Below are 26,199 nucleotides of genomic sequence, written 5' to 3'. Positions count from 1 at the left end.
TGCTTTATATGCGCCTGCGGCGCGGGGAATCAAAGATCAAACGTCGCAAAAACCGGCGCGTGATCGCTGGGCTTTTCCCATCCGCGCGCGGGGCGCAGCACCCGGCTGGAATGTCCGGCGTTCGAGATATCGGGCGTGGCCCAGATATGATCGAGGCGACGCCCCTTGTCGGCGGCATCCCAATCGCGAGCCCGATAGGACCACCAAGTGTAAAGCTGCCCCTCGGGGATATCCTTGCGCGTGATATCGACCCAGCCGCCTGCATCCTGGGTCTGGGCCAGATGCTCTACCTCGATGGGCGTGTGGCTCACGACCTTAAGAAGCTGCTTGTGGCTCCAGACGTCATCCTCGCGCGGCGCGATGTTGAGATCGCCCACCAGGATCGCCTTTTGTGGCGCATCGGCATGGAACCAATCCCGCATCTCAGTCAGGTAATCGAGCTTTTGGCCGAACTTCTCGTTTTTCTCGCGATCGGGCACATCGCCACCGGCCGGCACATAGAAATTGTGGATTGTCAGCCCATTCTCCAACTCCCCCGCGATATGACGCGCATGTCCCAGATTGGCAAAATCGCGATCGCCCACATCCGTGATCGGCTGTTTTGAGAGAATCGCGACCCCATTATAGCCCTTTTGGCCGCGCGCGATCATGTGGGAGTATCCAAGCGCCTGAAATGCCTCTACCGGTATCTTGTCGACCGGCGATTTGCATTCCTGAAGGCACAGGACATCCGGCGCTTCCTCGCTCAGAAGTTTGCAGACGAGGCTTTCGCGCAGACGAACCGAATTGATGTTCCAGGTGGCAAGGGTAAAGGGCATCGGGCAATCCTTGGGTGTTTGCGGCGCACTCTACCGGTGTGCGCCGCGGGATGCCATGACCGATCGGACTCCGGTCAAATGCCGTTCGGTGCCACCAGCACCTTGCCGGTACGTTCGCCCGCCATGGTATAGCGGACCGCCTCGGTGATCTCATCCAGCGGGAAAACCTTGTCGATGGGCGCATGCAGCGTCCCTGCGGCAACCGCCTGGGTCAGCGCGCCATAGGTCTGCATCCGCTCTTCCGTGCTGGCCTTGGAGAACCAGTGAACCAGCCAGAACCCCTTGACCGTGATGTCTCCAAAAATCAGCGTACCTGCCGTGATCTGAGCGCTTTCCCGCGACATCGCGCCATAATTGACCAGCGTGCCGCCCTCTTCCAGCGTCTCGGCCAGACGGCCAAAGGTCTCGCCCGCAACGGCATCAAGCGCCAGCTTCATCTTGGCATCAGTGGCCTGCCGCACATCTTTGGCCAAAGTCGGGCTGTCCACGATCACTGCGGCCGCGCCTGCCTCTTCCAAGGCGGGGACCGCGCTTTGGCGACGCACGACGCAACAGACATTGATGCCCTTGGCCTTGGCCAGTTGCACGACATAGGTGCCCACGGCCGAGTTGGCCGCCGATTGGATGATCCAGTCACCCTCCTTCAAGTCCACGAATTGCGTCAGCAGCAGTTGTGCCGTGGCCGGGTTGACCATCAGCATCGAAAGCTGATCCAGATCGCCCTCGGGCATCGGCACCAGATGGCGAATTTCGCCGACAACCTCGGTCCGCCAGGCGCCTTCGCCAATGGGCAGCAGAACAAGCTGGCCTACAGAGATACCCTCGCCATTCACTTCGGTCACGCGGCCGATCCCTTCGTTGCCCGCGGTGGCAGGCAAGGGTGGCCGGACCCCATATTCGCCCGCGACCTGAATGTAATCTGACGGGTTGATCGGCGACCGCAACACCTCGATCCGCGCCTGACCGGGGTTCAGCGCGGGGCTGTCCTCTTCGACCAGTTCCAGAACCTCTGCGGGATGTCCAAACTCACGATAAATGGCGCGTTTCATTGCGCTGCCCTCCGATGCTGATGCAACCTGCACCATGGCGCGGAGGGCGGTCGGAGGAAACCCGCGCCGTAACGTCAGCCGATATCCGCCAAAAAAAGAGGCCGGACAATAAAGTCCGGCCCAGTCCAACAGGGAGGTTTGCATATCAATGCCCGGACATGCACGGGTTGATTCATGTTTAAACATATCTCCAGATTGTCGCTTTGATCTGGGTCAATAATCGATGTCGCACCCCTCACCGTTCGGGCGGAACGGCTGGGAAAGACGCTCCTTCAAAAAAAAGGACCCGAGCACAAAGGCCCGGGTCAGTCCAACAGGGAGGTTGCGCGCCATAACCCGGGCGCGCGGCGGGATCTCATGCAACCAGACGATAACCACCAGATTCGGTGACAAGAAGGCGGGCATTTGACGGATCTGGTTCAATTTTCTGACGCAGACGGTAGATATGCGTCTCCAGCGTGTGGGTCGTGACCCCGGCGTTGTATCCCCAAACCTCATGCAGCAGCACATCGCGCGCCACCACGCCATCGTTCGAGCGATAGAGGAACTTGAGGATATTGGTTTCCTTCTCTGTCAGGCGGATCTTCTTATCATCCTCGGTGATCAGCATCTTCATCGCCGGTTTGAACGTATAGGGTCCAAGGGTAAACACCGCGTCCTCGGATTGCTCGTGCTGGCGCAGCTGTGCGCGGATCCGGGCCAGGAGAACCGGAAATTTGAACGGCTTGGTGACATAGTCATTCGCACCCGCGTCCAGTCCCAGAATGGTGTCGGCGTCGCTGTCATGCCCGGTCAGCATCAGGATCGGCGATTTCACGCCCTGTTTGCGCATCAACCGGCACAGCTCGCGCCCGTCGGTGTCGGGCAAACCCACATCGAGAATGACCAGGTCATAGATCGCCTCTTTGGCGCGCGCCATCGCATCGGCGCCGTTTGCGGCCTCGAACACGTCGAAATCCTCGGTCATGATCAGCTGTTCGCTGAGCGCCTCGCGCAAATCCTCGTCGTCATCGACCAGAAGTATTTTCTTCAGTTGGGCCATCTTGCGGGTCCTCCGTCTGCGTCTTACAGGACATGCGGTCGATCACAGGCCACGGCAAGATTTGCTGCATATGTTTCACGCTGACGTGTTTGCGACATGGCAAATGTTTCATGTTTCCGCAAAAACGCTTATGGGACGGCCCAGAACAAAGGACTTTGCGGCATGAGCCTGACACCCGACATGACCGAAATCTTGGCCCGCGCACGCGGCGATCTGCGTATGGGGTTGCCCATTGTGCTGATTGGACCATCGGGTGCGGTCCTGGCCGTATCGGCCGAAACCCTGAGCGCGGATCGCTTGGCCGAAATCCGGGCACTGGGGGGCGATGTGGTACTGGCCATCACTGCGCGCCGGGCCGAAACGCTCAAGGCACGCGCTTATGACGGTGATCTTGCCCGAGTGGTCCCGCCCGCGGGCGAAGGGCTGCGATGGATCACATCGGTCGCCGATCCCGCCGATGATCTCAACGCCCCGATGAAGGGTCCTATGCAGACCCGGCGCGACGGCGATGCAAGCCTGCACCGGCTTGCGATTTCTCTGGCGAAATCCGCGCGGCTTCTGCCTGCGGCGCTGGTCGCCGATCTGACCGATGGTGCCAGATTCGCGACGGCGCATGGGCTGACCCTGATCCACGCGGATGAGGCGGCAGAGGTGCTGCGCAACCGCGCGACCCTCACCCAGATCGTCAGCGCCCGTCTGCCGATGGAAGTGTCGGAGGCTGGTCGCCTGCACGTGTTCCGCCCCGAAGATGGCGGAGAGGAGCACTATGCCATCGAGATCGGTCGCCCCGACCGCACGCAACCGGTCCTGTCGCGCCTTCATTCGGCCTGTTTCACCGGCGATCTGCTGGGCAGCCTGAAATGCGATTGCGGACCGCAGCTGCGCGCGGCGCTGGCGCAGATGGGGGCCGAAGGGGCGGGCGTTCTGCTCTATCTCAATCAGGAGGGGCGCGGGATCGGTCTGGCCAACAAGATGCGCGCCTATTCCCTTCAAGATCAGGGCTTTGACACGGTCGAGGCGAACCACCGGCTGGGGTTCGAGGATGACGAAAGGGATTTCCGGCTGGGCTCGGACATCCTGAAATCCATGGGGTTTTCCGCCGTACGGCTGTTGACCAACAACCCCGCCAAGATCGACATCATGGAGCGCAACGGCGTCACTGTAACCGAACGCGTGCCATTGAAGGTCGGGCACGGCACCCATAACCGCGCCTATCTGGCGACCAAGGCTGCCAAATCCGGGCATATGCTGTGAGCGATATTGACGATCCCCCCTGGGCCGACCCCGGGGTGAAGGAGGCCTATGCGCAAGCCCTTGGGCGTATGCTCGTCGCCTTCAATGCGGTCGAGAACGAGGTGAGCGGCCTGATCATGCGGTTGATCCCACAGCCCGAGCTTGCACCTGTTCGTGACAGGCTTCGCGCCGAGCCCTTTGGCCGCCGGCTCGATACGCTTTTGTCGCTGCGCAACACGCATCCCGCCCCTCTGGCAACATGCGGGCTGGACACCCTCAAGGCGCTTGCTGCGCGCCGCAATCATTTCGCACATGGGTTCATGGACCAGAACCCGTTCGATGGCAGCTTTGCAATCGTATCCGGCAAACAGACGACACAAGGGTTCCAGAGCCACCTGCACAGCGCACCCCATGACGGGCTGGCAGAGCTGGATCAGCTGACCCAGGACTGCGACACGGCGTTTGACAGGCTCCGCTCAGTCAGTCTCTGGTTCGATTTTGACGATCTGGACGGCGAGGCATGACACCCTGGGATCTGGTCCTGACCAAGCGCGGGTTGCGGTTTCGGGGCCGATATCTGCCCTGCACGATTGGGCGCGGCGGTCTTTCGGGACACAAACGGGAAGGGGATGGTGCCACACCCAGAGGCGCACACCGGATCGTCGGCATGCTCTACCGTCCCGACCGGTTGGCACGGCCCACCGACTGGGCAGTGCCGATCCGCCCCGGCGATCTGTGGTCAGACGATCCGGTGCATGAGGATTACAATCTGATGGTCCGCGCGCCTTACCCATATGGACATGAACGACTGCGCCGTCCCGATCCACTTTATGATCTGGTGCTTTTGACCGATTGGAACTGGCCAAAAGCAGTGCCGGGGCGCGGCTCGGCCATCTTCATCCATCAGTGGCGCAGGCCGGGTTTTCCAACCGAAGGCTGCGTCGCGCTGCACCGCGATCACCTTGCATGGGTGGCACCGCGCATCACCTTCCAGACGCGACTGATTGTGATCTGAGCGCGCTATTGAGGATAAACGCGTGACGCCTTGGCCGTGGCAAGTGCCTTTCGCCCCGCCTTGGCGGTCGCCGTCCATTCATATGTATGTACGCCACCCGGCGGACACGGGCTTTTGTACTTGAACACACCAAAGGGTAGGCGGCCATCCTGGCCTACCTCCACCTTACCGCCGCCATGATTGTAACCGGGCACATTGAGATCCTTGAGCCGGAACTCGATCACCGTCGTGCCCTCCGGCACGTCCGCAAGCACAAAAGCAGGGCTTCCCACACGGTTGGGATTGCCTGTCCGGCAGTCGGGGATATCACCCCAGTCAAACGATATCCGAAACTCGGCCAAGGCAGGCCCAGCCAGCATGAGACCCAAAACAGCAGCTAAAAGGATGCGCATCAAATTTCTCCGTCCTAAAAAATGGTCGCATCAGACGGCTGAACCGCATATCGGTCAACCCGGCTCACCGGGCCGTGCCCCGAAAATGGCCGAGCCTACGCGAATATGGGTCGCGCCCAGCGCGATGGCCGTCTCGAAATCGCCGCTCATCCCCATGGACAGACCGCTCAGCCCGTTGCGGGCCGCAATCTTGGCCAGAAGGGCGAAATGCAGCGCCGGTTCCTCGTCAACTGGTGGGATACACATCACACCCCGCACCGGCAGATCGAGCCCCTGACACTCCGTCACGAACGCATCCGCATCGACGGGCATGACGCCTGCTTTCTGTGGCTCTTCGCCGGTATTGACCTGCACAAAGAGGTCGGGACAGCGCCCCATTTCCTGCGCCAGCCGTGCGATGGCTTTGGCTAGTTTCGGACGGTCCAGCGTGTGGATCGCCTGGGCCAGCTCCATCGCCTGGCGCGCCTTGTTGGTCTGAAGCGGCCCGATCAGGTGCAGTTCGATCCCGTCGAACCGTTCGCGGAACCCTGGCCATTTGCCAGCGGCCTCCTGCACGCGGTTCTCGCCGAATATCCGGTGGCCCTGGACCAGCACATCCGCGACCCGCTCATCGGGCTGCATCTTGGACACGGCGATCAATCGGGTGTCGCCCGGGGGCCGACCTGCTGCCTCTTCTGCGGCGTGGATACGGGAACGGATCTCGGTCAGCGACATGTGGAGCCCTCCGGTTCAGGTGCGCTCCCCTCATGCCATCAATGACAGGCAAAAGAAAAGGGCGGGCCCGAAGACCCGCCCAAATTCATCGCTAGATGACGGTCAGCTTAGAAGCTGAAGTACATACCAGCTTGGACTTGTGTGTTGTCGTTCGACGATTCCACCCATGCGGCTTCGATCGAAACGCCACCACCCAGGTCGTGCGACAGGTGCAGACCATAGCCTGTGCCGTCGGATGCCAGGCCGGGGCTGTCTTCGTCGGTCACGAACGCGACCAGCGAAGTTGCTGCGCCGATGTCAAATGTGCCGTAGAGGCCCAGTTTCTCGGAGTCGCCGCCGGTTGCACCGGTGTTGTCCATTTGCGCATATGCGAAACGAACGCCAGCGAAGCCCAGGTCACCTTGGACGGTCACGATGGCCAGGTCGTTGTCGTTGCCAACGCCGACACCTTCTTCGTCATTGAAGCCCGCAGCAATTGTCCAGTCGCCGAATGTGTAGTAGGCGCTGATTGCTGTGTTTTCTTCGCCGTCAGAAATCGCCGCCGGAGCCGGACCAGTGGTCGTGTCGTTCTGCTTGGAGTACGACACGTGCACACCGAATGCGCCTGCGTTGTAGATGACTTCCAGACCGTTCACGCCAGTACCTGCGGACGAGTATGCGTCCCAGTCAAAGCTGTTGCCGGCCATGTTGGCGACGAGCGAGGTGAAGCCCATGCCGTCGATACCAGCACCTGCGGCGCGAGTTTCGAGGTACAGACCCTGCATGGCTTCGACAGCACCCAAGATGTTGCCGACGCCGACGGTCAGGCCGCCGAACGATGCAAAGAAGCGTGCGCCGTTGAAGGTTGCGCCTTCGGTGCGGACACCGGCTGCGCCGGGCGTTGCGAACGCTTTACCGACTTGGTTGTCACGGCTTTCTGCCTGGGCGCGGAAACGTGCACCGAAGGTGACGCCACCGTCTGTTTCAGCCGACATGTCGAACTGCAGACGCAGACGGCTGGTGATGCTTGTGCTGTCCAGAACGGTGTCAACAACGCCATCGCCATCTGTGTCGATGCGGCGGTTGTCGTTGGCTTCGTTGTAATCCAGACCGAAACGGCCGTAACCGCTGATCCGAACGTCTGCCGCTGCGACGCTTGCGGTCGCGATCAGCGCAGTCGTTGCGAAGAGAACCTTTTTCATAGTTTTTCCCTCGGTTTCTATTCATACGCCCGAACCGGGGAATCCGGCTGGGGATGGAAAAGGGTTTCGCTCTTTCGCTTTTCTTTCGCAAGGCTCTGACCCCGGCGTGGATACAAAGTCGCCAAGGATGGTGCAGCTTTGCCACAGTTCCCGGTCGACACCCGATAACCTGCTCTCCGGGCAATTCGCCGCGAATTCACAAAAGCCCTTTGAAAGGCGGGCTTTTCGCCGCTCCTTCCTGATCGTCAAAGACAGTATGCACTTGCCCAGACCCACAGCCTTGGGTAGGACACGGGTCAATAGATAAGGTCGGGGTCGGAGAGATGGCACTGTCGCAGATGGGCAAGCACGCAGTGATGATTGCGCTGTGCATGGGTTTGGCGGCCTGTGGCGGCAACTCGTTTCTGGGACGGGTCACGGCTGGGGATGAGCCCACCGATCAGAGAGACCCGTTTGACGGCACGCGCGCCTCGATGGGGGGCTCGACCACCGGATCGTCTTTCTGGGACCTTTTTGGCGCGGACCGCACGGATCAGACCGTCTCGGTCAATCGCTATCTGTGGAATGCGTCACTGGACGTGCTGGATTTCCTGCCAATCCAATCGGTTGATCCGTTTACCGGCGTTATCGTGACCGGCTATGGCACCCCCCCTGGCGGCGGTCGCGCCTATCGTGCCACCGTGCATGTGACCGATCCGGCGCTTGAGGCCCGTGCGCTGCGCGTCTCGCTCCAATCGCGCAACGGTCCTGTCTCCGCAGGCACCGCGCGCGCGGTCGAGGACGCGATCCTAGCGCGCGCCCGTCAGATGCGCATCGCGGACAATCGCTTCTAGAAACCCCGCGAAATTCACTCTAAGACAGCGCCGGGTGCCTCACCCGGCGTTTTCAGTTCAGGGACCTTAACAGATCATGGCACGCTACACCCCCGCCGAAATCGAAGCGAAATGGCAAGCCGCGTGGGAGAAATCCGACGTCTTCAAGGCCGTGCGCAGCGCCGACAAGCCCAAATATTATGTGCTGGAGATGTTCCCCTATCCGTCGGGCCGCATCCATATCGGCCATGTCCGGAACTACACCATGGGCGACGTGATCGCGCGCTATAAGATGGCAACCGGGCATAACGTGCTGCACCCGATGGGGTTCGACGCCTTTGGCATGCCAGCCGAAAATGCCGCCATGGCGATCGGCGGCCACCCCAAGGATTGGACCTATCAGAACATCGACGACATGGTCGCGCAGATGAAGCCACTGGGCTTTGGTATCGACTGGAGCCGGATGTTCGCGACCTGCGATCCCGAGTATTACGGCCAGCAACAGGCACTGTTTCTCGATATGCTTGAGGCGGGCCTCGTCTATCGCAAAAACGCCGTCGTGAACTGGGACCCGGTCGATATGACCGTGCTGGCCAACGAACAGGTCATCGATGGCAAGGGCTGGCGGTCAGATGCGGAGGTTGAGCGTCGCGAGCTCACGCAATGGTTCTTCAAGATCTCCGACATGGCCGAAGAGCTGCTGGACGCCATCGACGGGCTCGACAACTGGCCCGCCAAAGTCAAGCTGATGCAGGCCAACTGGATCGGCAAATCGCGCGGTCTGCAATTTGCCTTTTCGGTGATCGACGGGCCCGGTGGCCATGACCGGATCGAGGTCTATACCACCCGTCCCGACACCCTTCTGGGCGCGTCCTTTATCGGGATCTCCCCCGACCACCCGCTGGCCAAACAGCTTGAAAAGGACAATGCCGAGCTTGCCGCCTTCACCGCCGAGTGCCGCAGGGGCGGCACCACCGAAGAAGCGCTGGAAAAGGCCGACAAGCTTGGCTTTGACACCGGGCTCAGGGTGCGCCACCCGTTCGATACCGCGTGGGAGCTTCCCGTTTATGTGGCCAACTTTATCCTGATGGATTATGGCACAGGGGCTGTGTTCGGATGCCCGGCCCATGACCAACGCGATCTCGATTTCGCGAATAAATATGGGCTGCCCGTCACCTCCACCTATGTGCCCGCAGCGGGCGAGGAGGGCTTTATCCGTCCCGAGGATGGCGGCGAGGCCTATGTGCCGCCCAAGACCGAAAAAATCCACTATGTCAAAGGGTTCGCGGGCGACGAGATGCAGACCGGCGATCAGGGGGTGGATGCCGCCATCGCGTTCTGCGAGGCCAACAGTGTGGGCCAGGGCGTGACCAAGTTCCGCCTGCGCGACTGGGGGCTGAGCCGCCAACGCTATTGGGGCTGCCCGATCCCGGTGGTGCATTGCGACGATTGCGGCGTGGTGCCCGAGGCCAAGGAGAACCTGCCCATCCGCCTGCCCGACGACGTCAGCTTTGATCAACCCGGCAACCCGCTGGACCGGCATCCGACATGGCGCAATGTCACCTGCCCGTCTTGCGGCAAGCCCGCGCTGCGCGAAACCGACACGATGGACACTTTCGTCGACAGTTCATGGTATTTCGCGCGCTTCACCGCGCCGGACGCGGCCACGCCCACCAACATGGAGGATGCCGCCTACTGGATGAATGTCGATCAGTATATCGGCGGCATCGAGCATGCGATTCTGCACCTGCTCTATTCGCGGTTCTTTGCCCGTGCGATGCACATCACCGGGCATTTGCCCGCCGACTGTGCCGAACCGTTCGATGCGCTTTTCACCCAAGGCATGGTGACACACGCGATCTATCAGACCCGCGATGGCAAGGGCCGCCCGATCTATCATCTGCCCGAAGAGGTCGATCTGGACACAAAGACCGTCAAGGCCACCGGAGAGGCGATCGAGATCATCCCCTCGGCTAAGATGTCAAAATCAAAACGCAACGTGGTCGACCCGGTCAACATTATCGACCAGTACGGCGCCGATACCGCACGGTGGTTCGTCCTGTCCGATAGCCCCCCGGAACGGGATGTGGAATGGACCGCCGCCGGGGCCGAGGCCGCCTACAAGCATCTCAGCCGGGTCTGGTCGCTGTCCGACAAGATCGCCGAGATGGTGCCCGACACCCCAGGTCAGGGTGATGAGGACCTGTTGCGCGCAATGCACAAGACGATCTTTGACGTCACTCAAGGCGTGGAATCCTTTGGGTTTAACGCAGCGATTGCGAAACTCTATGCCTTCACCAACACGCTGGCCAAATCCACCGCCGGGCATGCCGTCAAACGCGAGGCGGTGATGACGCTGGCCCGGCTTATGGCCCCGATGACACCGCATCTGGCCGAGGATATCTGGGCCCATCAGGGCGGCGAAGGCCTGATCGTGAATGCCCCTTGGCCGCAGGCCGATGAGGCGTTTCTGGTCCAAGACACCGTCACGCTGCCGGTACAGGTCAACGGCAAACGCCGGAGCGAGATCGAGGTGGCCAAGGATTTGCCCAAGGAGGAGGTTGAAAAAGCCGCCCTGAACGTGGACGCTGTGCAAAGGGCGCTGGATGGAGCCACGCCCAAGAAAGTCATCGTCGTTCCGGGCCGCATCGTGAATGTTGTTGTTTGACCGCCGCACTCTGCTGATCCTGCCGCTGGTGTTGGCCGCCTGCGGGTTCACGCCCGTCTATGCGCCGGGCGGCACCGCAGCAGCGTTGCGCGGCCAGGTGGCTGTCGAGGCGCCCGGCAACCCCGACGACTTTCTTCTGGTCCGGGAACTTGAGACGCGCTTTGGTCGAGGTGGCGCGCGCTTTGGTCTGGCCTTTGATCTGAATGTCGGGGCCGAGGGGCTTGCCGTCACCCGGACCGGCGATGTGACCCGCTTCAATCTGGTGGGCAAAGTCGACTACGTGTTGACCGATCTGGTGACCGATCAGGTTGTCACGCAAGGCAGTGTGAACAATTTCACAGGCTATTCCGACACCGGATCGACCGTCGAGACATTGGCGGCAGAACGCGACGCGCGCACCCGGCTGATGCGGATGCTGGCCGATCAGATCACCACGCAGCTTTATGCGCAGGCCGACCTGCCCGCCTCATGAAGCTTTCGGCCCGCGACGCTGCCAGCTATTTTCGCAAACCCGATCCGGGTAAGGCCGGTCTCTTGATCTATGGCGGTGATCCGATGCGCATCGCGCTGCGCCGGGCCGAGGTGATCAAGGCACTGATCGGGCCGCAGGGAGAGGAAGAGATGCGGCTGACCCGCATGCCCGCCGCCGATCTGCGCCGCGATGCCGCGCCTCTGGTCGACGCGATCAAGGCCATCGGCTTTTTCCCCGGCCCGCGCGTGGCCTTTGTCGAGGATGCCAATGATCAGGCGGTGCAGGCGGTCGAGGCCGCCTTGCAGGACTGGCAGCCCGGTGACGCGCAGATCGTCGTGACCGCCGGTGCGCTCAAGGCCACCTCGAAACTGCGCAAGCTTTATGAGGGGCACGCCAATGCCTATGCCGTGGGGATCTATGACGATCCACCCAGCCGGGATGAGATCGAGCGGATGCTGGCCGATGCCGGTCTGCGCGATATCTCGCGCGATGCGATGATGGCGCTGACCGATTACTCCCGTGCGCTTGGGCCGGGCGATTTCCGACAGATGCTTGAGAAAGTCGCGCTGTACAAGCGCGGTGACGACTTGCCGCTCACCGTCGATGAGATCGAGTTGAGCGCGCCCGCCTCGACCGAAGCCGCGCTGGACGATGTGCTTAACGTTGTGGCCGAAGCGCGCGTGGGCGAGATCGGCCCGCTGCTGCGCAAACTACAGGCCCAGGGCACCAATGCGGTGGCGCTGTGTATCGGCGCGTTGCGACATTTCCGAACGTTGCACACCGTGGCCAGCGATCCCGGCGGGCCTGGTGCGGGCATTGGCCGGGTGCGCCCGCCGATCTTTGGCCCGCGCCGTGACCGGGTGCTGAAACAGGCCCAGGGCTGGGGCACGTTCAAGCTTGAAGAGGCGCTGGTGCTGATCACCGATACCGATTTGCGGCTGCGCTCGGCCGGGCAGACCGCACCTGCAATGGCGCTGGCTGAACGGATGCTGATCCGCCTTGCCATGCTGGCGCGGCGGCGGTGACACATAGTGGAGAGACCAGACATGTACACAGTTGTTGGACGGGTGCGCAGCCGCGCGTTTCGGGTGATGTGGGCGCTTGAAGAAATGGGTGTACCCTACACCCATATCGACGCGGGCCCGCAGAGCGATGAGGCCCGCAAGTATCACCCTACCGGCAAGATCCCGGTGATGATGGTCGGCGACGAAGCACTAACCGATTCGGTGGCGATCATGTCCTATCTCTCGGATGTGCATGGCACGCTGGGCGCGCCTGCTGGCACGATACAACGCGCGCGGCTCGATGCCATGCTGCATTACCTGAACGAGGATCTCGATGCGCCGCTCTGGCAGATTGCCAAACACACGATGATCCTGCCCGAGGAGCGTCGGGTCGAGGGCGCCGTCGCGACCGCGAAATGGGAGGTTGAACGTACGTTCAACGCCTTGTCCGATCGTGTTCAGGGTCCGTGGCTCATGGGCAAAGATTTTACCATTGCGGATGTTCTGGCCGTGCATTGTCTGGGCTGGGCGTTCGGATTGGGGATCCCCGTCGAAAACGCGGATGTCAAAGACTATGGCAAACGCGCGCGCGCACGGGCTGGGTTCAGGCAAGCCGGTCAGCAATAGCGCGCCCGGCCCAGCGCCCGGTGGCAAAGCATGCGGTCAGCAGATAGCCGCCTGTGGGCGCCTCCCAATCGAGCATTTCACCAACGCAATAAACGCCAGGCAGATCACGCAGCATCAGCGCGTCGTCCAGTGCGGCAAAGGGCACGCCGCCCGCGGTGGAGATTGCCCCATCCATGTCCCCCGGCCCCTGATGCGCAACGGGCAGGGCCTTGATCACCATAGCAAGCGCTGCGGGGTCGACGGGCAAAGGCCGCGCGAACTCGTTCAAAAGCGCGGTCCTGACCGATCCCAGCTTCAATCTTTTGCGCAAATGGGTTGAAAGGCTCGCTTTGCCGCGCGGCCCAGTGAGACGCCGGGTGATCTGCTCAAGGGCGAAATCGGGCATCAGGTCGATACTCAGCGCGACACCCTCCCGGACGGGTTTGCTGACCGAATAGATGCCGCCACCCTCCAATCCCGTCGCGGATATCACCGCCTCTCCCCGGCTGCGGCAAGCGCCTGCCTGAAACGCAACGGCCTTGACCGGTTGACCGATCAACGGCGCCATATGATGCGACCATGCCACGCGCAGCCCGACATTGGCGGGCTGAAAAGGCGCGAGATCGAAGCCCCTTTCCTTCAGCAGCCCTGCCCAGGCGCCATCCGATCCCAGCCGCGCCCAACTGGCCCCACCCAGCGCCAGAACCGTACTCTGCGGTTGGATCCGCTCAACGCCTTGGGGCGTGTCAAAGACAAGCGCCGCGCCGTCCCACCCTGTCCAGCGCCAGCGCGGACGCAGCATAACGCTCATTTCGCTCAGCCGCGCCAGCCATACACGCAACAGGGGTGAGGCTTTCATCACATCGGGAAAGACGCGGCCCGTGCTACCAGTGAACAAGGTCTGGCCCAGACCCTGGGCCCAGTGTTTGACATCGCCCGGACCAAACGCCTGCAACATCGGGCGCAGGGGATCGGCGCGGTCACCATAGGCCGCAAGAAACGCGGCGAACGCCTCGTCCTTGGTCAGGTTCAGGCCGGATTTCCCAGCCATCAGGAACTTGCGCCCCAGAGATGGTTTGGCGTCAGCCACCATGACCGACAGGCCCGCGCGCGCCATTTCTTCGGCCGCCATCAGCCCCGCGGGGCCGCCCCCGATCACCACATGGGTCATACGTCGGCCAATGGCAGACCGCCTTTGATCTCAACCACACGCTGCGGATAAGGGATCTCGATGTCGTGCTCTTTGAGCGCGTTCCAGATCAGAAAGAGCACATCGGACGTGAACTTGTTCGGCCCGTCATCGAGCCCGTTGACCCAGAATTCCACCGCGAACTCGATCCCGCTATCGCCAAAGGCGCGCAGCTCGCAATCGGGCGGAAAGGGCGCATCCAGAACGCGCGAATGGGTGGCCACCGCCGCCTCCACAATCGCGGGGACCAGGTTGATGTCGGTGTCATAGCTGACCGAAAATGGCGCCTCATACCGGTTGGCCGACCCTTGATCGGAATAGTTGATCACCCGTGTAATGATGAAATCTTCGTTAGGCACGATGATCCATCGGCCATCAAAGCTCTCCAAGACGATCGAGCGGGCGGTCAGTTTCACGATGGTTCCTGCCTCGCCGCCATCCAGTTCGACATAGTCGCCAACGGTCGCCTGCCCCTCGACCAGCAGGATGATGCCCGAGATGAAATTTGATGCAATCTTTTGCAGACCAAATCCCAGACCCACGCCAATCGCCCCGGTCAGTACCGCCAGCGAGGTCAGCGGGATTCCCATGATGTTGAGAAAGATCAGGAAAGCGGCGCCGAAAATCGCGATCTCGGCGGCCTTTTCGGCCAGTTGCCGTGTTGCGGGGCGCATGTCTTCCTGTTTCTTGATCAGGCTGGCCGATTGGTCATTGGACCACCGGCCAAGCCAGAAGATCAGCCCGCCCACCACGACGAACCGCACGATATCAAGAAGGTCGAACGACAGGTTGCCCAACGGCAGAACACTGTTCTCCAGCCGGGCGATGACCGGTCCCAACAGGCCAACGGCATAAAGCGCCGCAACGGGCACAAACACGAACCGGCCCAAAAGCTTGAGGAACGGGTCGGTCACGATATGGCGGACAAAGATCCGTACAGCGATGAAAAGGAAGACCCGTTTGCCAAAGGCGATCACCGCCCCGGACTCAAACAGCGACCGCACGACGCTCTCGCCGATCGCGATGAACACAAATGCCAGAAGCGGCAACAGGAGCGGTAGAAATCGACGGCAAAAGATCCGTGCCCGCGACAACACAGAGAGGCTGCCGTCTTCCGGGGTCAAGAGCCGTGTGAGCGCCGACCGCAGGCGGCGCGTGACCAGAACCGCCAGCAGCCAGGCCACGATCAAGAGCGCGAATTGAGACCACGCAGCAGGGCTCAAGAGCCAGCTCTGCGCCAACTGCCAGGCCTCAAGCATATAGGCCGCGGCCTGCCGGACGATCTCAGGCTGTTCGGCCAGATCAATCTCCATGACGCCCGCTCCTCTTGAAACATCGACCCAGGACTGCACTTTCTTGCACCGATGGCCCCGAACACACAAGACAGCGATCCGATCTGCCCGCTTTGCGGTCGACCCGTTCCGGCGGAGGTGCGGCAAAGCCTGCACCACCTGATCCCCAAACTGAAGGGCGGCAAAGGAGGATCAACGGTACTGTTGCACCACATCTGTCATCGCGAGATTCACGCCACGCTCAGCGAGGCGGAGCTTGCGCGCAGTTACGCCACAATCGAAGCGCTTCGTTCCCACCCTCGCCTCGCGAAATTCATCGCCTGGGTCGGCAAGCGACCACCGGAGTTCCACTCCAAAGTACCCGGAAGGCGCCGCAAACGGTGAGAGGACGTAGGGCGGGACTTGTCCCGCCCCCCTGCCGCCAGGGCGGGACAAGTCCCGCCCTACTGGCACATTCGTTTGATGCCATGCGCAATCTCAGGCCGGGCCGCTCGCGTATCGGCAGCCAGATCTCGGGCGGTGTCGATCAGCGCGTCAGGTTCGACAATCCGATCGATCAGGCCGAATTGCAGCGCCTCTTCGGTGGTCAGCTTCTGGCCGCCCATCAGGATCAGCTTGGCGCGGGCGGTCCCCACCAGATCGCGCAGCCGGCCCGGATCGGAGGGTTGCGGCAGAAAGCCCAGCTTCATCACTGGATAAAAGAACTTAGAGCCAGGCACGGCGATCCGCAGATCGCAGGCCAGTGCCATACCCACAGCGCCGCCCGCAAGCGTGCCGTTGAGCGCGGCAATAGTCAGGCCGGGCAACCGGGCGATCGCGCCGGACAGCCGCTCCCACACATCCGACGTGGCAAGTCCCGCGCGCGCTTCGTCCAGATCGGCCCCGGCGCTGAAGACACGCCCCTCTCCGGTCAGTACCAACACCCGCGCCTCCTGGGCGGCCTCGGCAATATCGGCGAGCTCGCTCAGCATGGTGTGGGTCAGGGAATTGGCCTTGCCGGGACGGTTTATGCGCGCGATCCACAGATCGCCTTCCTTGGTCAGTTCGATCACGTCAGGCCCACCTTGCGGCGAATACCCTCGTCCCGCAGCGAGATTTCTTCGCCAATATGAGCATCCGCATCCGCGCCGCACATCCACATCAGCGCCCGCGCGGGCCAATCGGCGGGGATATGATCGGACCAATCCAACTGACTGACCGGGTTGATGCCCGAGGCCTTGATCTCCCGCTGCATCTGTGTCGCCACGGTCCCCGGCGACAGGCCCATCGCCCGGATGCCATTGGCGCGCTCTTCCTTGTCCAGGCAGCGCGTCAGCATTGCCGCTCCGGCTTTGGACGCGCAGTAATGGCTCCACGCCTCGACAGGGCCATGGGCGGCACCGGAACTGACCGTCAGGATTGTCCCGCCGCCGCCTGCGGTCATCACCGGCACTGCGGCCCGCATGCCATAAAAGACGCCTTTGAGATTGATGTCGATCACCGCGCCCCATGCCTCGGGATCGGCCTGTGCCAGATGGGAAATCGGCTCGACCACCCCGGCATTGTTGATCAGGATATCGAGGCCGCCGAACCGGTCCACGCAAGCCTGTACCGCACCCGCGACATCGCCATAGCGGCTGACATCACCGCCAATGGCCAGCGCGGTCTCTCCGATCTCGGCGCTCAGCTCGGACAGGCTGTGTGTCCTGCGCGCCATCAGCCCCACATTGGCCCCGGCAGCGGCAAAAACCCGCGCGGCCTCGGCCCCGATCCCGCGGCTGGCGCCGGTGATCAGGACGGTCTTTCCTGCAACTGTCATCGATGTCTCTCCTTGAGCCTGCGCGTCAGTGGTAATCCGCATTCCTGTCCAAGGTCCAGCCCTTGGCCCTTGACCTCCTCCGCGCAAGGCAAGACCATGGCGCGGGATTCCAACGGAAAGGCTCCAACAATGATTTCCGCTTTTTCACGCGGCAGCACCGCAATTTTTCTTTGTACATTTTCTGCAAACATCACCCATGCCGATATCTCCGCCCAGGATGTGTGGTCGGATTGGCGCGCCTATATGCTGGGCACCGGCTATGAGATATCGGGCACCGAACAGATGTCGGGCGACACGCTTACCGTAAGCGACACCATGTTGGCCATCGACCTGCCCGAGGACGCGGTGCGCTTTGAAATGCGCTTGGGCGATCTGAGCTTTACCGAAAACGGCGATGGTACCGTTGCGGTCAATCTGCCCAATGTCATGCCGATCATGATGAGCGGCACGAACGACAGCGATGAGCCCTTTGAGGCGATCCTCAACTATACCCAAACCGGGTTTTCGATGGTGGCTTCGGGCGACCCCGAGGATATGACCTATAACTATACCGCTGCCTCTGTCGGTCTGAACCTGGATCAGGTGACCGTGAACAATGAGGTCTTCCCCCCGGATATGGCCGCCTTTGAGATGACGATGGCCAACATCACCGGCACGACCCGGATGCAAGGCGGCGACATGCGGACCTATACCCAGCGGGCCGAGACAGACGGTCTGTCCTACGATCTGATGATCAATGACCCCGAGGGCGAGGGTGAGCTTGTATTCCGTGGCAGCTCCGACACGGTCGGGTTCGAGTCGGTCTCGACCCTGCCGGAAATGATGGACACCGATAACATGGCCGCCATGATTGATGCGGGCTTTGCCGGAGACGGATCGGTCTCGTTCGGACCCGGAAACAGCCTTCTGACCTTTGAGGAGGGCGCCGAAACCTTCTCTTACGAGAGCACATCCGAGGGCGGGCTGATGAGCGCGACGCTTAGCCCCGAGGGGATCGGGTATGTGATCGAACAGAACGATCTGTCGGTGAATATGGCCGGATCCGAGATTCCGTTGCCAATCTCTCTGAACATGGCCGAGATCGTCTTTGACATGCTGATCCCCGTGATGGAAGGGGAGGATCCGCAGGAATTCGGCCTGACCATGGTGCTGGGCGATTTCACGATGTCCGATCTGATCTGGGGCATCTTCGATCCCACGGGCCAGCTGCCGCGCGATCCCGCGACCATCGTGGTCGATCTCAGCGGTATGGCCCGGGTTCTGGCCGACCTCTTCGATCCCGAAGTCGCAGCACAGATGGAAAGCGGCCCTCCCCCGGCCGAGCTTACCGCGCTGACCGTCACCGAACTGGAAGTGACCGCAGCAGGCGCCAGCCTGACCGGCAGCGGCGACTTCACCTTTGACAACACAGATGTGACGACCTTCGACGGTCTGCCCCGCCCCACCGGCGCGATGGATCTGCGGCTGGTCGGTGGCAATGGCCTGCTGGACAAACTGGTCGCGATGGGGCTGTTGCCCGAGGATCAGGCCGGGGGCGCACGGATGATGATGGGTCTTTTCGCAGTGCCGGGCGATGGCGAGGACACGCTGAACTCGCGCCTCGAGATCAATGATGAGGGCCACATCCTGGCCAACGGGCAGCGCATCCAGTAACCGTCAATCCGCGACAGAAAGAAGGAGCCGTCCGACAGGGGCGGCTCCTTCTTTGGGGCACGCGCCTTGCGCAATCGCTGTGCGGGGGCTACCTCCCTCAGAACATCGAAGATCGGAGCGCACACGATGGCAGACACCCTGTCCGACATCACCCAATCTCTGCTGGAGACCGCCCGCAAGGCCGGAGCCGACGCTGCGGATGCGGTGGCCGTACGTGACACGTCTCTGACTATCGACGTGCGCGAAGCTGCGCTGGAACAGGCCGAACGCTCAGAAGGGGTCGATATCGGATTGCGGGTGTTGATCGGTCAGCGGCAGGCCAATGTCTCGGCCTCCGACATCAGCGCCGAAACCCTGCGGACGATGGCCGAAAGCGCTGTTGCCATGGCGCGCGAGGCACCCGAAGACCCCAATCTGGGACTGGCCGATCCCGCCGATCTGGCGACGTCCTGGGACCTCGCAGCCCTGGAACTGGCAGATCCTGCGGACGAGCCCGACCCCGCAATGCTGCAAGCCGACGCGCTTGCCGCCGAAGCGGCGGCTGAGGGCGTTGTCGGCGTCACACAGGTGCAAGCCGCCAGCGCCGCCTATGGCGCGGCCGAGGTGCATCTTGCGGCCAGCAACGGGTTTTCCGGGGGCTACCGGCGGACCAGCCGGTCAATCTCCTGCGTCGCGATTTCCGGCAACGGCGCGGAGATGGAGCGGGACTACGACGGCGACATGCGCATCTTTCAGGCCGATCTGCGCGATCCCGCCGACATCGGCCAGACCGCCGGAACACGGGCCGCAAGCCGTGCCGGAGCGCGCAAACCCCGGACCGGCACCTATCCGGTCCTTTTTGAAGAACGCATTTCCTCCAGTCTGATCGGGCATCTTCTGGCCGCGATCAACGGGGCGGCGATCGCGCGCGGTTCATCCTGGCTGCGTGACGCGATGGATACGCAGATCCTGCCGGAAGCGCTTTCGGTGATCGAGGATCCGCATCGCCCCCGTGTCACCGGGTCGCGCCCCTTTGACGCCGAAGGCCTGCCCACGCAAAGGCGCGCCATTGTCGAGGGTGGAGTGTTGAAGAGCTGGACGCTGGATCTGGCCACCGGGCGCAAGCTTGGGCTGCGCTCGACCGCAAACGCGGCGCGCGGCACGTCGGGACCGCCCTCGCCCAGTCCCTGGAACATCGCGCTGACACAAGGTGCGGCATCACCCACCGATCTGCTGCATGACATGGGCACGGGCCTTTTGGTGACCTCGATGATCGGATCGACGATCAACCCGACCACGGGGGATTACTCTCGCGGTGCTTCGGGGTTCTGGATCGAGAACGGCCAAATCACGCACCCGGTGAACGAATGCACCATCGCGGGGAATCTACGCGACATGCTGGCCCGGATCGTCCCGGCCAACGACGCGCGCCCGCATCTGTCGCGCGTCGTACCTTCGCTGCTGATCGAAGGGATGACCCTTGCCGGCGCGTGATCTCTCCCTCCTGATCGACGCGGCACGCAGCGCAGGCGAGATCGCCAAGAGCTTTCACGGCCCTGACGCCAAACAGTGGGAGAAACCAGACGGTGCGGGCCCCGTGACCGAGGCCGATCTGGCCGTCAACGACATGCTGGAAGACACATTGCGCGGCGCGCGGCCCGACTACGGCTGGCTGTCGGAGGAAAGCGAGGACAGCGACGAGAGACTGGGCCGCGAAACCGTGTTCATCATCGACCCCATAGACGGCACCCGCAGCTTTGCGGCCGGAAAACGCACCTGGGCGCATTCAATCGCCGTTGCCCGGAACGGCGTGGTGCAGGACGCAGTGATCTACCTGCCCGAGCTTGACCGCCTCTTTGCCGCCAGCGTGGGGCAGGGGGCGACGCTCAACGGCGCGGCGCTGGCGCCATCGGACCGGACCGGACTGAGCGGGGCCACGCTGCTGGCCAATCGCGGATCGCTGGAGCCGCGGCACTGGCGCGGCGCGCCGCCGGAGCTTGAGCGGGTCTATCGTCCATCTCTGGCCTATCGCATGGCGCTGGTCGCCCAAGGACGGTTCGACGCGATGCTGACGGTCTTTCCCGCCTGGGAATGGGATATCGCCGCGGGCGACCTGATCCTGCGCGAAGCGGGCGCGGCCATCTCCGACACCAGCGGTGCGCCGCTCAGGTTCAACAATGCCAACCCCCGCGCGCCAAGCGTGGTTGCGGCGGGTTCGTCTATTCATGCCGCGTTGTTGTCGGAATTGCGCCCGGGTTGACGCTCAATACCATATGCGTAGGGTGCGATCGACATTCGGCGTGCTTTATGGACAAAGGAAACGCACATGGTTCAGCGTCTGCATCTGGTGTTCGGAGGCGAGCTGGTCGACCCCACCAAAAACACTTTCAAGAACGTGGATGACCTGCATGTTGTGGGTATCTTTCCCAACTATGCCAGCGCCTATGACGCCTGGAAAGCCGAAGCCCAGCGCACCGTCGATAACGCCCATATGCGATATTACATCGCGCATCTGCACCGGTTGCGGGACGAGGAGATCGAAGTCTCGCCCACCGAAGAGCTGGGATAACCCTTGGCGCGCTCCATCTCGCTTGCCGCTTATCGCGCGCTTGCCGCGCGGGGCCAAGCCGACACAATGGAGCCCCCCGCCCCCCGCCCCGAGGGAGAGCTGGTGTGGTTGCACGCCACCTCGCCCGGCAGGCTGGCGGCGATGCAGGACGTGGCGCGGCGGATGAAGGCGCATCGCGCCGGGCTGAACGTGCTGATCACCTATAACGGTTTTGCGCTGAGCGATCCGGCGGGGCCAAAGCGCGGTGCCGACTGGATCGTCGCACTTGGCGCCGATACACCCGCCTATGTCCGTGCGTTCCTGAACCATTGGCGACCGGATCTGTGCGTCTGGACCGGTGGACATTTTCTGCCCTTTACGTTGGTGACGGCGCAGGAGAAGGGCGTCTCGATGCTGCTCGTCGATGCGGATGCGGACGGGATCCGGTCCAGCGCGGGGCGATGGATCCCCAGCCTGGCCGGTAAGAGCCTGTCGTGTTTCGAGCGGATCTTTGCCTCCGACCCAGAGACTGCACAAATGCTGTTGCGCAAAGGCATCCCGATGAGCCGGATCACGGTGACGGCGCCCTTGCAGGTGTCGGGCAACGCACCCGCCGTGAACGAGGACGAGGTTGATGAGGTTGGTGCGATCCTCGCCGGGCGCCTGATCTGGCTTGCGGCGAATGTCCAACTCGATGAGATCGACACGATCCTCGAGGCCCATATCAATGCCGCCCGATTGGCGCACAGGCTTCTATTGGTCCTGACGCCGGGACATGGTGTCACCACGGCCGAGCTTTGTGAGCGGCTGGGCGCACGCGGCCTGCGCTTTGTCGATTGGGAAACGGGCGAGGCACCGAACGATTTTTGCCAGGTCATTATCGCCGAAGGTGGGCCCGACATGGGCCTGTGGTACCGTTTGGCCCCGGTGAGCTTTATCGGGAGTTCGCTGACCCCTGGACATGGCGGATGCAACCCGTTCGACGCGGCGGCTTTGGGATCTGCGGTTCTTTATGGTCCCAACATCCGCGAGCACATGGCGCTTTATAGTAGGCTGGCCAGCGTGGGGGCGGCGCGGATCGTCAAGGATGCCGACGGTTTGGGCGCAGGTGTGATCCAACTGATCGCGCCCGATCACGCCGCCTCGATGGCGCTTGCCGCTTGGGAAGTCGTCTCGGCCGGGGCGCAGATCACGGATGAGCTGTTGGACCTGGTGCAAGACACTCTCGACCGCAGGCAAGGGGCCTGATGCGCCCGCCCGCGTTCTGGCAGAACCCGGCCGATCATCCTGGCTGGCAAGCACGGATTCTGGCCCCTCTTGGGGCGCTTTATGGCGCACTCACCCGGCGGCGGCTGTCGCGCGGCACACCCGCGCGCATTGATGTTCCGGTCATCTGTGTGGGCAACCTCAATGTCGGCGGTACGGGCAAGACCCCTACCGTGATCTGGCTCTTGGAAAAGCTGCGCGATGCGGGACACCAACCGCATGTGATCTCCAAGGGATATGGAGGCACCGTGAATGTTCCGTTGCAGGTCGACCCATCGCGGCACAGCGCGGCGCGCACCGGGGATGAACCGTTGTTGGTTGCCGCTTTTGGGGAAGTCTGGGTCGGCAGAGACAGGGCCGCCACAGCCCGGGCCGCCGCTGCCGCCGGTGCCACCGTTCTGATCCTGGATGATGGATTTCAGGATCCCGCGCTGGCCAAGGACATGTCGATTGTCGTGGTCGATGCGGCCAGGGGGTTCGGCAATGCGCGCTGCCTGCCTGCCGGCCCCCTGCGCGAGCCGATAGGCCGGGGCCTCGCCCGTGCCGATCTGGTGCTGAGCATCGGCGATGATCAGGCCCAGACGGGTTTCGCGACGCCGCTGGGCACCGTGCCACGGGCACGCGGCCGCCTGGCCCCGCTCCAGACCGGTATGGACTGGACGGGCGCGCGGGTTCTGGCCTTTGCCGGGATCGGCGACCCGGGCAAGTTCTTTGCCACGCTGCGCGCCCAAGGCGCCGAGATTGTCCGCGCCGAAGCGCTGGACGATCACCAGAAATTCGGCCCCGGCCTGCTGAACCGGCTGGAGGCCGAGGCACGGTTGCGCAACGCTCAACTGGTTACGACTGAAAAGGACGCGGTGCGGCTGCCGCTGGGTTTCCGGCCAAAGGTAATCACCCTGCCCGTGCGCCTTCAGATCGAGGATGAGGACACGGTGCTTAGTCTGATCCGGGAGAGGATTGCCTCTCTCTAAGCCTTGATTGACCTCTCCACGTGCGTGCTGCGGCCTGCGCGGGTGTCAAACCCCGGCCCCTGATCGTTTCGGCAGTATCTTGGATCGCGTCCTCGCTGCCTCTCTCACCGGTCGAACACGACGAGTGGTTCAAGATGCTTCCAGGAAAAGCCGAGACGCCTTAGTTATCCTCACCCAGCTTTGGCGCAGGGCGGTGCAATGACAGCTCGGCATCCGAAAACCGGAAGGGTGCGCGGATCCCGGGAACGCCGTCCAGTTCGATCTGCATCCCGCGCGCCACCACCTGAGGGTCGGCCATCACGTCATCCATGCGGTTGATCGGCCCGGCGGGCACCGATTGCGCCTCGCACGCCGCCAGAAGATCGTCGCGGGTCCGCAGCGCGGTTGCCGCATTCAGCCGATCGATCATCTCCGCCCGGTTCGCGATCCGGTCACGGTTGCGGGCGTAATCGGGATCGTCGGCCATCTCATCCAGCCCCAAAAGCCGACACAGGCGTTGATACTGCGCGTCATTGCCGGTTGCGATAATGATATGACCATCGGCACAATCGAATACCTGATAAGGTGTGAGGTTGGGATGCGCATTGCCCATCCGCCCCGGGGGCGTGCCCGTGGTCAGATAGTTCATTGCCTGATTGGCGGTCACAGACACCGCCACATCCAGAAGGGACATGTCGATATGCTGGCCTTGGCCAGTCTGCCCACGCTGATGCAGCGCCGCCAGAATGGCCGTGACCGAATAGATGCCGGTAAAGATATCCGTGATTGCAACGCCGGATTTCTGCGGCTGGCCATCGGCCTCTCCGGTGATCGACATCAGACCGGACATGCCCTGAATGATGAAATCATACCCGGCGCGATGCGCATAAGGACCGGTCTGGCCAAACCCGGTGATCGAGCAATAGATCAGCGCCGGATTGACCTTTTTGAGGCTATCGTAATCCAGCCCGTATTTCGCCAGCCCACCCAGCTTGAAATTCTCGATCAGGATATCGGCGCCCCGGACCAGCTCGCGCACCTTTTCCTGCCCTTCACTGGTGCGGAAATCGACCGTGACCGAAGCTTTGCCGCGATTGGTGGAATGATAATATGAGGCCGAGACATCCTCGTCGCGGGTCACGAAGGGCGGGCCCCAGGCGCGGGTATCGTCGCCCGCGGGGCTTTCGACCTTGATAACCTCGGCGCCCAGATCAGACAGAGTTTGACCGGCCCAGGGGCCGGCCAGAATACGTGCCAGTTCAATGACCTTAAGGCCCGCGAGCGGAGCGTTCATCAGGTGCCAAGCGCCTCGTCAATCAGGGCAGAGAAATCAGCATAGCTCATATTCTGATACTTGCGGTCGTTAATCATAAAGCTGGGCGTAGAGTCGATCCCATGCTCTTCGGCGTTCTCCTGATACCAGGCAACCAGCGTGCGCGCCATGGTCTGATCCTGAAGGCATGCCTCAAGCGTGTCATCGTCCAGGCCCGCAAGGCGCCCGATCTTGCGCAGCTCGTCGGCGATCTCGGTGGGTCCACCGGCGCGGGTCCACTGATCATGCCGCGCATAGATCAGGTCGGTGATACCAAAGAATCGCTCGCCCCCGCCGCAGCGCGCGATCATCGAGGCCCAAAGGCCGTAGCGGTCGAAATAGACCTCGCGATAGATAAAGTTGATCTTGCCGGTATCGATGTAATCGGCCTTGAGCTGTTTGAAGGGCCCAACGTGGAAGCGCGCGCAATGCGGGCAAGTGAACGAAGCATATTCGATCACAGTCACCGGGGCATCCGGATCGCCCAATTGCATCTCGGGGATAATCGAGGTGTCGATATCCGCGTCTTGCGCATATGCGGGGCTGATCAGATGACCCGCCGGTGTGCCGCCTTGCGGGCGGGTCAAAAGATAACCTCCGGTAGCCAAAGTGGCCGCAGAGCCGAGCAAGACATGACGACGGTTCATTTCATCCCTTTCGATGTCGTGTCTCAGATAGGACATTCTGCCCAAGCCGTTCAAGGGCTTGTCGCAAATCCCCATCCGAGATGTCGGTGGCCGCCTCCTGCGCCTGGCGCTGGATGGCGGGGTCGGGTTTGGCCGGGATTGTTTCCGGCGATTTGGCAAGGAAGGTCGCCTGACCTTCGGCAAAACCGGTCGAGGCCGTCTGGGTGATCCGCACCCGGGAGATGGCGTTATATCCATAGGCGGCATTGACCCGCGCGCGCAGCGCTTCTTTCTGCATCTCCAGCATCGGCGCCTGGGCACCGGTGGTCAGCACGCTGAGCGTAGCGCCGAACCCGCTGCGGGCATAGCTGACCTCGACCGGGCGGCAGATTGCAGCCAGATCCTGGCCTGCGATCTCGGCCCAATGCGTCAGCACACGTGAGACGGCAAAGCCCCGGGCTTCGCCAGCCTTGCGCATCCGATCCCCCAGAAGGGTCGCCGTCCGTTTGAACCCTTTGGTGGTTGAGTGCCGCCGCACCATCGCTTGGTTTCCTCTCGTTCCAGCCTATTCTAGAGGGTG

General features: G+C 62.4%; 28 protein-coding genes. 15 read left to right on the top strand and 13 right to left on the bottom strand.

Translation table 11 applies throughout. The features are described from left to right. Positions 1-29: 29 nt before the first annotated feature. The 3 genes from HEP69_RS09470 to HEP69_RS09460 form a co-directional block, all read right to left on the bottom strand. A complete protein-coding gene (locus HEP69_RS09470; RefSeq protein WP_290558270.1) occupies positions 30-818 on the bottom strand; it encodes an exodeoxyribonuclease III in 789 nt (262 codons plus the stop codon). A 74-nt stretch (positions 819-892) separates the two neighbouring features. Continuing rightward, on the bottom strand, positions 893-1,867 hold the full coding sequence (locus tag HEP69_RS09465) for a zinc-dependent alcohol dehydrogenase family protein (RefSeq protein ID WP_290558269.1): 975 nt from the start codon (positions 1,865-1,867) through the stop codon (positions 893-895). A gap of 355 nt (positions 1,868-2,222) precedes the next feature. After that, entirely contained in the window at positions 2,223-2,909 is a 687-nt protein-coding gene (locus HEP69_RS09460; RefSeq protein WP_290558268.1) for a response regulator transcription factor, read from the bottom strand. Between the two features lie 162 nt (positions 2,910-3,071). On the opposite strand from HEP69_RS09460, the gene ribA reads away from it, so the two are divergent. From ribA to HEP69_RS09445, 3 genes are read left to right on the top strand one after another with little or no spacing between them, the layout of a single operon-like run. After that, on the top strand, positions 3,072-4,163 hold the full coding sequence (gene ribA, locus HEP69_RS09455) for a GTP cyclohydrolase II (protein WP_290558267.1): 1,092 nt from the start codon (positions 3,072-3,074) through the stop codon (positions 4,161-4,163). Beyond that, complete coding sequence (locus HEP69_RS09450; protein ID WP_290558266.1) at positions 4,160-4,666, top strand: hypothetical protein; 507 nt, start codon at positions 4,160-4,162, stop codon at positions 4,664-4,666. The genes ribA and HEP69_RS09450 overlap by 4 nt, the downstream gene beginning before the upstream one ends. Next, the gene (locus tag HEP69_RS09445; RefSeq protein ID WP_290558265.1) at positions 4,663-5,157 is read left to right on the top strand and encodes a L,D-transpeptidase family protein; all 495 of its coding nucleotides are present in this window, start codon (positions 4,663-4,665) and stop codon (positions 5,155-5,157) included. Before HEP69_RS09450 ends, HEP69_RS09445 begins: the two co-directional genes overlap by 4 nt. A 5-nt stretch (positions 5,158-5,162) precedes the next feature. Here HEP69_RS09445 and HEP69_RS09440 read toward each other — a convergent pair whose 3' ends face one another. The 3 genes from HEP69_RS09440 to HEP69_RS09430 form a co-directional block, all read right to left on the bottom strand. Beyond that, positions 5,163-5,549 (bottom strand): hypothetical protein, encoded by a 387-nt coding sequence (locus HEP69_RS09440; protein WP_290558264.1) that lies wholly within the window; start codon positions 5,547-5,549, stop codon positions 5,163-5,165. A 54-nt stretch (positions 5,550-5,603) separates the two neighbouring features. Beyond that, complete coding sequence (locus HEP69_RS09435; RefSeq protein ID WP_290558263.1) at positions 5,604-6,263, bottom strand: YggS family pyridoxal phosphate-dependent enzyme; 660 nt, start codon at positions 6,261-6,263, stop codon at positions 5,604-5,606. A gap of 107 nt (positions 6,264-6,370) precedes the next feature. Then, the gene (locus HEP69_RS09430) at positions 6,371-7,444 is read right to left on the bottom strand and encodes a porin (protein ID WP_290558262.1); all 1,074 of its coding nucleotides are present in this window, start codon (positions 7,442-7,444) and stop codon (positions 6,371-6,373) included. A gap of 323 nt (positions 7,445-7,767) precedes the next feature. On the opposite strand from HEP69_RS09430, the gene HEP69_RS09425 reads away from it, so the two are divergent. The 5 genes from HEP69_RS09425 to HEP69_RS09405 all read left to right on the top strand — a co-directional run bounded on the left by HEP69_RS09425 (position 7,768) and on the right by HEP69_RS09405 (position 13,027). Further along, positions 7,768-8,277, top strand: coding sequence for a DUF3576 domain-containing protein (locus HEP69_RS09425; protein ID WP_290558261.1), 510 nt, complete (start codon positions 7,768-7,770; stop codon positions 8,275-8,277). A 76-nt stretch (positions 8,278-8,353) separates the two neighbouring features. Continuing rightward, a complete protein-coding gene (gene leuS, locus HEP69_RS09420; protein ID WP_290558260.1) occupies positions 8,354-10,924 on the top strand; it encodes a leucine--tRNA ligase in 2,571 nt (856 codons plus the stop codon). Beyond that, positions 10,911-11,396: an LPS assembly lipoprotein LptE gene (lptE, locus tag HEP69_RS09415; RefSeq protein ID WP_290558259.1), complete on the top strand. Its 486-nt coding sequence runs from the start codon at positions 10,911-10,913 to the stop codon at positions 11,394-11,396. The genes leuS and lptE overlap by 14 nt, the downstream gene beginning before the upstream one ends. Beyond that, positions 11,393-12,421, top strand: coding sequence for a DNA polymerase III subunit delta (gene holA / locus HEP69_RS09410; RefSeq protein ID WP_290558258.1), 1,029 nt, complete (start codon positions 11,393-11,395; stop codon positions 12,419-12,421). Before lptE ends, holA begins: the two co-directional genes overlap by 4 nt. Before the next feature lie 21 nt (positions 12,422-12,442). After that, a complete protein-coding gene (locus HEP69_RS09405) occupies positions 12,443-13,027 on the top strand; it encodes a glutathione S-transferase family protein (RefSeq protein ID WP_290558257.1) in 585 nt (194 codons plus the stop codon). On the opposite strand, the gene HEP69_RS09400 is transcribed toward HEP69_RS09405, so the two are convergent. Together HEP69_RS09400 and HEP69_RS09395 are read right to left on the bottom strand one after the other, a co-directional pair. After that, on the bottom strand, positions 13,005-14,177 hold the full coding sequence (locus HEP69_RS09400) for a TIGR03862 family flavoprotein (RefSeq protein WP_290558256.1): 1,173 nt from the start codon (positions 14,175-14,177) through the stop codon (positions 13,005-13,007). The two genes, HEP69_RS09405 and HEP69_RS09400, sit on opposite strands and share 23 nt — an antisense overlap. Continuing rightward, positions 14,174-15,508, bottom strand: coding sequence for a mechanosensitive ion channel domain-containing protein (locus tag HEP69_RS09395; RefSeq protein WP_290558255.1), 1,335 nt, complete (start codon positions 15,506-15,508; stop codon positions 14,174-14,176). The genes HEP69_RS09400 and HEP69_RS09395 overlap by 4 nt, the downstream gene beginning before the upstream one ends. A gap of 51 nt (positions 15,509-15,559) precedes the next feature. On the opposite strand from HEP69_RS09395, the gene HEP69_RS09390 reads away from it, so the two are divergent. Continuing rightward, on the top strand, positions 15,560-15,871 hold the full coding sequence (locus tag HEP69_RS09390; RefSeq protein WP_290558254.1) for an HNH endonuclease: 312 nt from the start codon (positions 15,560-15,562) through the stop codon (positions 15,869-15,871). 59 nt (positions 15,872-15,930) lie between these two features. Here the strand turns inward: HEP69_RS09390 and HEP69_RS09385 are convergent, their stop codons facing one another. Together HEP69_RS09385 and HEP69_RS09380 are read right to left on the bottom strand one after the other, a co-directional pair. Further along, complete coding sequence (locus tag HEP69_RS09385; RefSeq protein ID WP_290558253.1) at positions 15,931-16,539, bottom strand: enoyl-CoA hydratase/isomerase family protein; 609 nt, start codon at positions 16,537-16,539, stop codon at positions 15,931-15,933. After that, complete coding sequence (locus tag HEP69_RS09380) at positions 16,536-17,285, bottom strand: SDR family oxidoreductase (protein WP_290558252.1); 750 nt, start codon at positions 17,283-17,285, stop codon at positions 16,536-16,538. The genes HEP69_RS09385 and HEP69_RS09380 overlap by 4 nt, the downstream gene beginning before the upstream one ends. A 129-nt stretch (positions 17,286-17,414) precedes the next feature. Here HEP69_RS09380 and HEP69_RS09375 point away from each other — a divergent pair, with 129 nt between their 5' ends. From HEP69_RS09375 to lpxK, 6 genes are all read left to right on the top strand, one after another. Next, entirely contained in the window at positions 17,415-18,938 is a 1,524-nt protein-coding gene (locus tag HEP69_RS09375) for a DUF2125 domain-containing protein (protein WP_290558251.1), read from the top strand. A 126-nt stretch (positions 18,939-19,064) separates the two neighbouring features. Continuing rightward, positions 19,065-20,411 carry a TldD/PmbA family protein gene (locus tag HEP69_RS09370; RefSeq protein WP_290558250.1) on the top strand — a complete coding sequence of 449 codons (1,347 nt, stop codon included), beginning with the start codon at positions 19,065-19,067 and terminating at the stop codon, positions 20,409-20,411. Next, the gene (locus tag HEP69_RS09365; RefSeq protein ID WP_290558249.1) at positions 20,398-21,177 is read left to right on the top strand and encodes a 3'(2'),5'-bisphosphate nucleotidase CysQ; all 780 of its coding nucleotides are present in this window, start codon (positions 20,398-20,400) and stop codon (positions 21,175-21,177) included. The genes HEP69_RS09370 and HEP69_RS09365 overlap by 14 nt, the downstream gene beginning before the upstream one ends. A 66-nt stretch (positions 21,178-21,243) precedes the next feature. After that, a complete protein-coding gene (locus HEP69_RS09360) occupies positions 21,244-21,486 on the top strand; it encodes a DUF4170 domain-containing protein (protein WP_290558248.1) in 243 nt (80 codons plus the stop codon). Between the two features lie 3 nt (positions 21,487-21,489). Continuing rightward, positions 21,490-22,713 (top strand): glycosyltransferase N-terminal domain-containing protein, encoded by a 1,224-nt coding sequence (locus tag HEP69_RS09355; protein WP_290558247.1) that lies wholly within the window; start codon positions 21,490-21,492, stop codon positions 22,711-22,713. Next, positions 22,713-23,702 carry a tetraacyldisaccharide 4'-kinase gene (lpxK, locus tag HEP69_RS09350; RefSeq protein ID WP_290558246.1) on the top strand — a complete coding sequence of 330 codons (990 nt, stop codon included), beginning with the start codon at positions 22,713-22,715 and terminating at the stop codon, positions 23,700-23,702. Before HEP69_RS09355 ends, lpxK begins: the two co-directional genes overlap by 1 nt. A gap of 160 nt (positions 23,703-23,862) precedes the next feature. Here lpxK and HEP69_RS09345 read toward each other — a convergent pair whose 3' ends face one another. From HEP69_RS09345 to HEP69_RS09335, 3 genes are read right to left on the bottom strand one after another with little or no spacing between them, the layout of a single operon-like run. Then, positions 23,863-24,975: a CaiB/BaiF CoA-transferase family protein gene (locus tag HEP69_RS09345; RefSeq protein WP_290558245.1), complete on the bottom strand. Its 1,113-nt coding sequence runs from the start codon at positions 24,973-24,975 to the stop codon at positions 23,863-23,865. After that, positions 24,975-25,640: a DsbA family protein gene (locus HEP69_RS09340; RefSeq protein WP_290558415.1), complete on the bottom strand. Its 666-nt coding sequence runs from the start codon at positions 25,638-25,640 to the stop codon at positions 24,975-24,977. The genes HEP69_RS09345 and HEP69_RS09340 overlap by 1 nt, the downstream gene beginning before the upstream one ends. A gap of 1 nt (position 25,641) precedes the next feature. Further along, entirely contained in the window at positions 25,642-26,160 is a 519-nt protein-coding gene (locus tag HEP69_RS09335; RefSeq protein ID WP_290558244.1) for a DciA family protein, read from the bottom strand. Positions 26,161-26,199 lie beyond the last annotated feature (39 nt).

Source organism: Aestuariivita sp. (genome assembly GCF_021404545.1).
Taxonomy (GTDB): Bacteria; Pseudomonadota; Alphaproteobacteria; order Rhodobacterales; family Rhodobacteraceae; genus Aestuariivita.
This window is presented reverse-complemented; position numbering and strand designations above follow the sequence as displayed.

Coding starts and splice junctions, on each gene's coding strand:
- leuS (WP_290558260.1), top strand. CDS start 8,354: ATGGCACGCTACACCCCCGCCGAAATCGAAGCGAAATGGCAAGCCGCG.
- HEP69_RS09470 (WP_290558270.1), bottom strand. CDS start 818: ATGCCCTTTACCCTTGCCACCTGGAACATCAATTCGGTTCGTCTGCGC.
- HEP69_RS09460 (WP_290558268.1), bottom strand. CDS start 2,909: ATGGCCCAACTGAAGAAAATACTTCTGGTCGATGACGACGAGGATTTG.
- HEP69_RS09465 (WP_290558269.1), bottom strand. CDS start 1,867: ATGAAACGCGCCATTTATCGTGAGTTTGGACATCCCGCAGAGGTTCTG.
- HEP69_RS09395 (WP_290558255.1), bottom strand. CDS start 15,508: ATGGAGATTGATCTGGCCGAACAGCCTGAGATCGTCCGGCAGGCCGCG.
- HEP69_RS09405 (WP_290558257.1), top strand. CDS start 12,443: ATGTACACAGTTGTTGGACGGGTGCGCAGCCGCGCGTTTCGGGTGATG.
- HEP69_RS09335 (WP_290558244.1), bottom strand. CDS start 26,160: ATGGTGCGGCGGCACTCAACCACCAAAGGGTTCAAACGGACGGCGACC.
- HEP69_RS09380 (WP_290558252.1), bottom strand. CDS start 17,285: ATGACAGTTGCAGGAAAGACCGTCCTGATCACCGGCGCCAGCCGCGGG.
- HEP69_RS09430 (WP_290558262.1), bottom strand. CDS start 7,444: ATGAAAAAGGTTCTCTTCGCAACGACTGCGCTGATCGCGACCGCAAGC.
- lpxK (WP_290558246.1), top strand. CDS start 22,713: ATGCGCCCGCCCGCGTTCTGGCAGAACCCGGCCGATCATCCTGGCTGG.
- lptE (WP_290558259.1), top strand. CDS start 10,911: ATGTTGTTGTTTGACCGCCGCACTCTGCTGATCCTGCCGCTGGTGTTG.
- HEP69_RS09400 (WP_290558256.1), bottom strand. CDS start 14,177: ATGACCCATGTGGTGATCGGGGGCGGCCCCGCGGGGCTGATGGCGGCC.
- ribA (WP_290558267.1), top strand. CDS start 3,072: ATGAGCCTGACACCCGACATGACCGAAATCTTGGCCCGCGCACGCGGC.
- HEP69_RS09425 (WP_290558261.1), top strand. CDS start 7,768: ATGGCACTGTCGCAGATGGGCAAGCACGCAGTGATGATTGCGCTGTGC.
- holA (WP_290558258.1), top strand. CDS start 11,393: ATGAAGCTTTCGGCCCGCGACGCTGCCAGCTATTTTCGCAAACCCGAT.
- HEP69_RS09370 (WP_290558250.1), top strand. CDS start 19,065: ATGGCAGACACCCTGTCCGACATCACCCAATCTCTGCTGGAGACCGCC.
- HEP69_RS09345 (WP_290558245.1), bottom strand. CDS start 24,975: ATGAACGCTCCGCTCGCGGGCCTTAAGGTCATTGAACTGGCACGTATT.
- HEP69_RS09445 (WP_290558265.1), top strand. CDS start 4,663: ATGACACCCTGGGATCTGGTCCTGACCAAGCGCGGGTTGCGGTTTCGG.
- HEP69_RS09440 (WP_290558264.1), bottom strand. CDS start 5,549: ATGCGCATCCTTTTAGCTGCTGTTTTGGGTCTCATGCTGGCTGGGCCT.
- HEP69_RS09360 (WP_290558248.1), top strand. CDS start 21,244: ATGGTTCAGCGTCTGCATCTGGTGTTCGGAGGCGAGCTGGTCGACCCC.
- HEP69_RS09375 (WP_290558251.1), top strand. CDS start 17,415: ATGATTTCCGCTTTTTCACGCGGCAGCACCGCAATTTTTCTTTGTACA.
- HEP69_RS09390 (WP_290558254.1), top strand. CDS start 15,560: ATGGCCCCGAACACACAAGACAGCGATCCGATCTGCCCGCTTTGCGGT.
- HEP69_RS09435 (WP_290558263.1), bottom strand. CDS start 6,263: ATGTCGCTGACCGAGATCCGTTCCCGTATCCACGCCGCAGAAGAGGCA.
- HEP69_RS09340 (WP_290558415.1), bottom strand. CDS start 25,640: ATGAACCGTCGTCATGTCTTGCTCGGCTCTGCGGCCACTTTGGCTACC.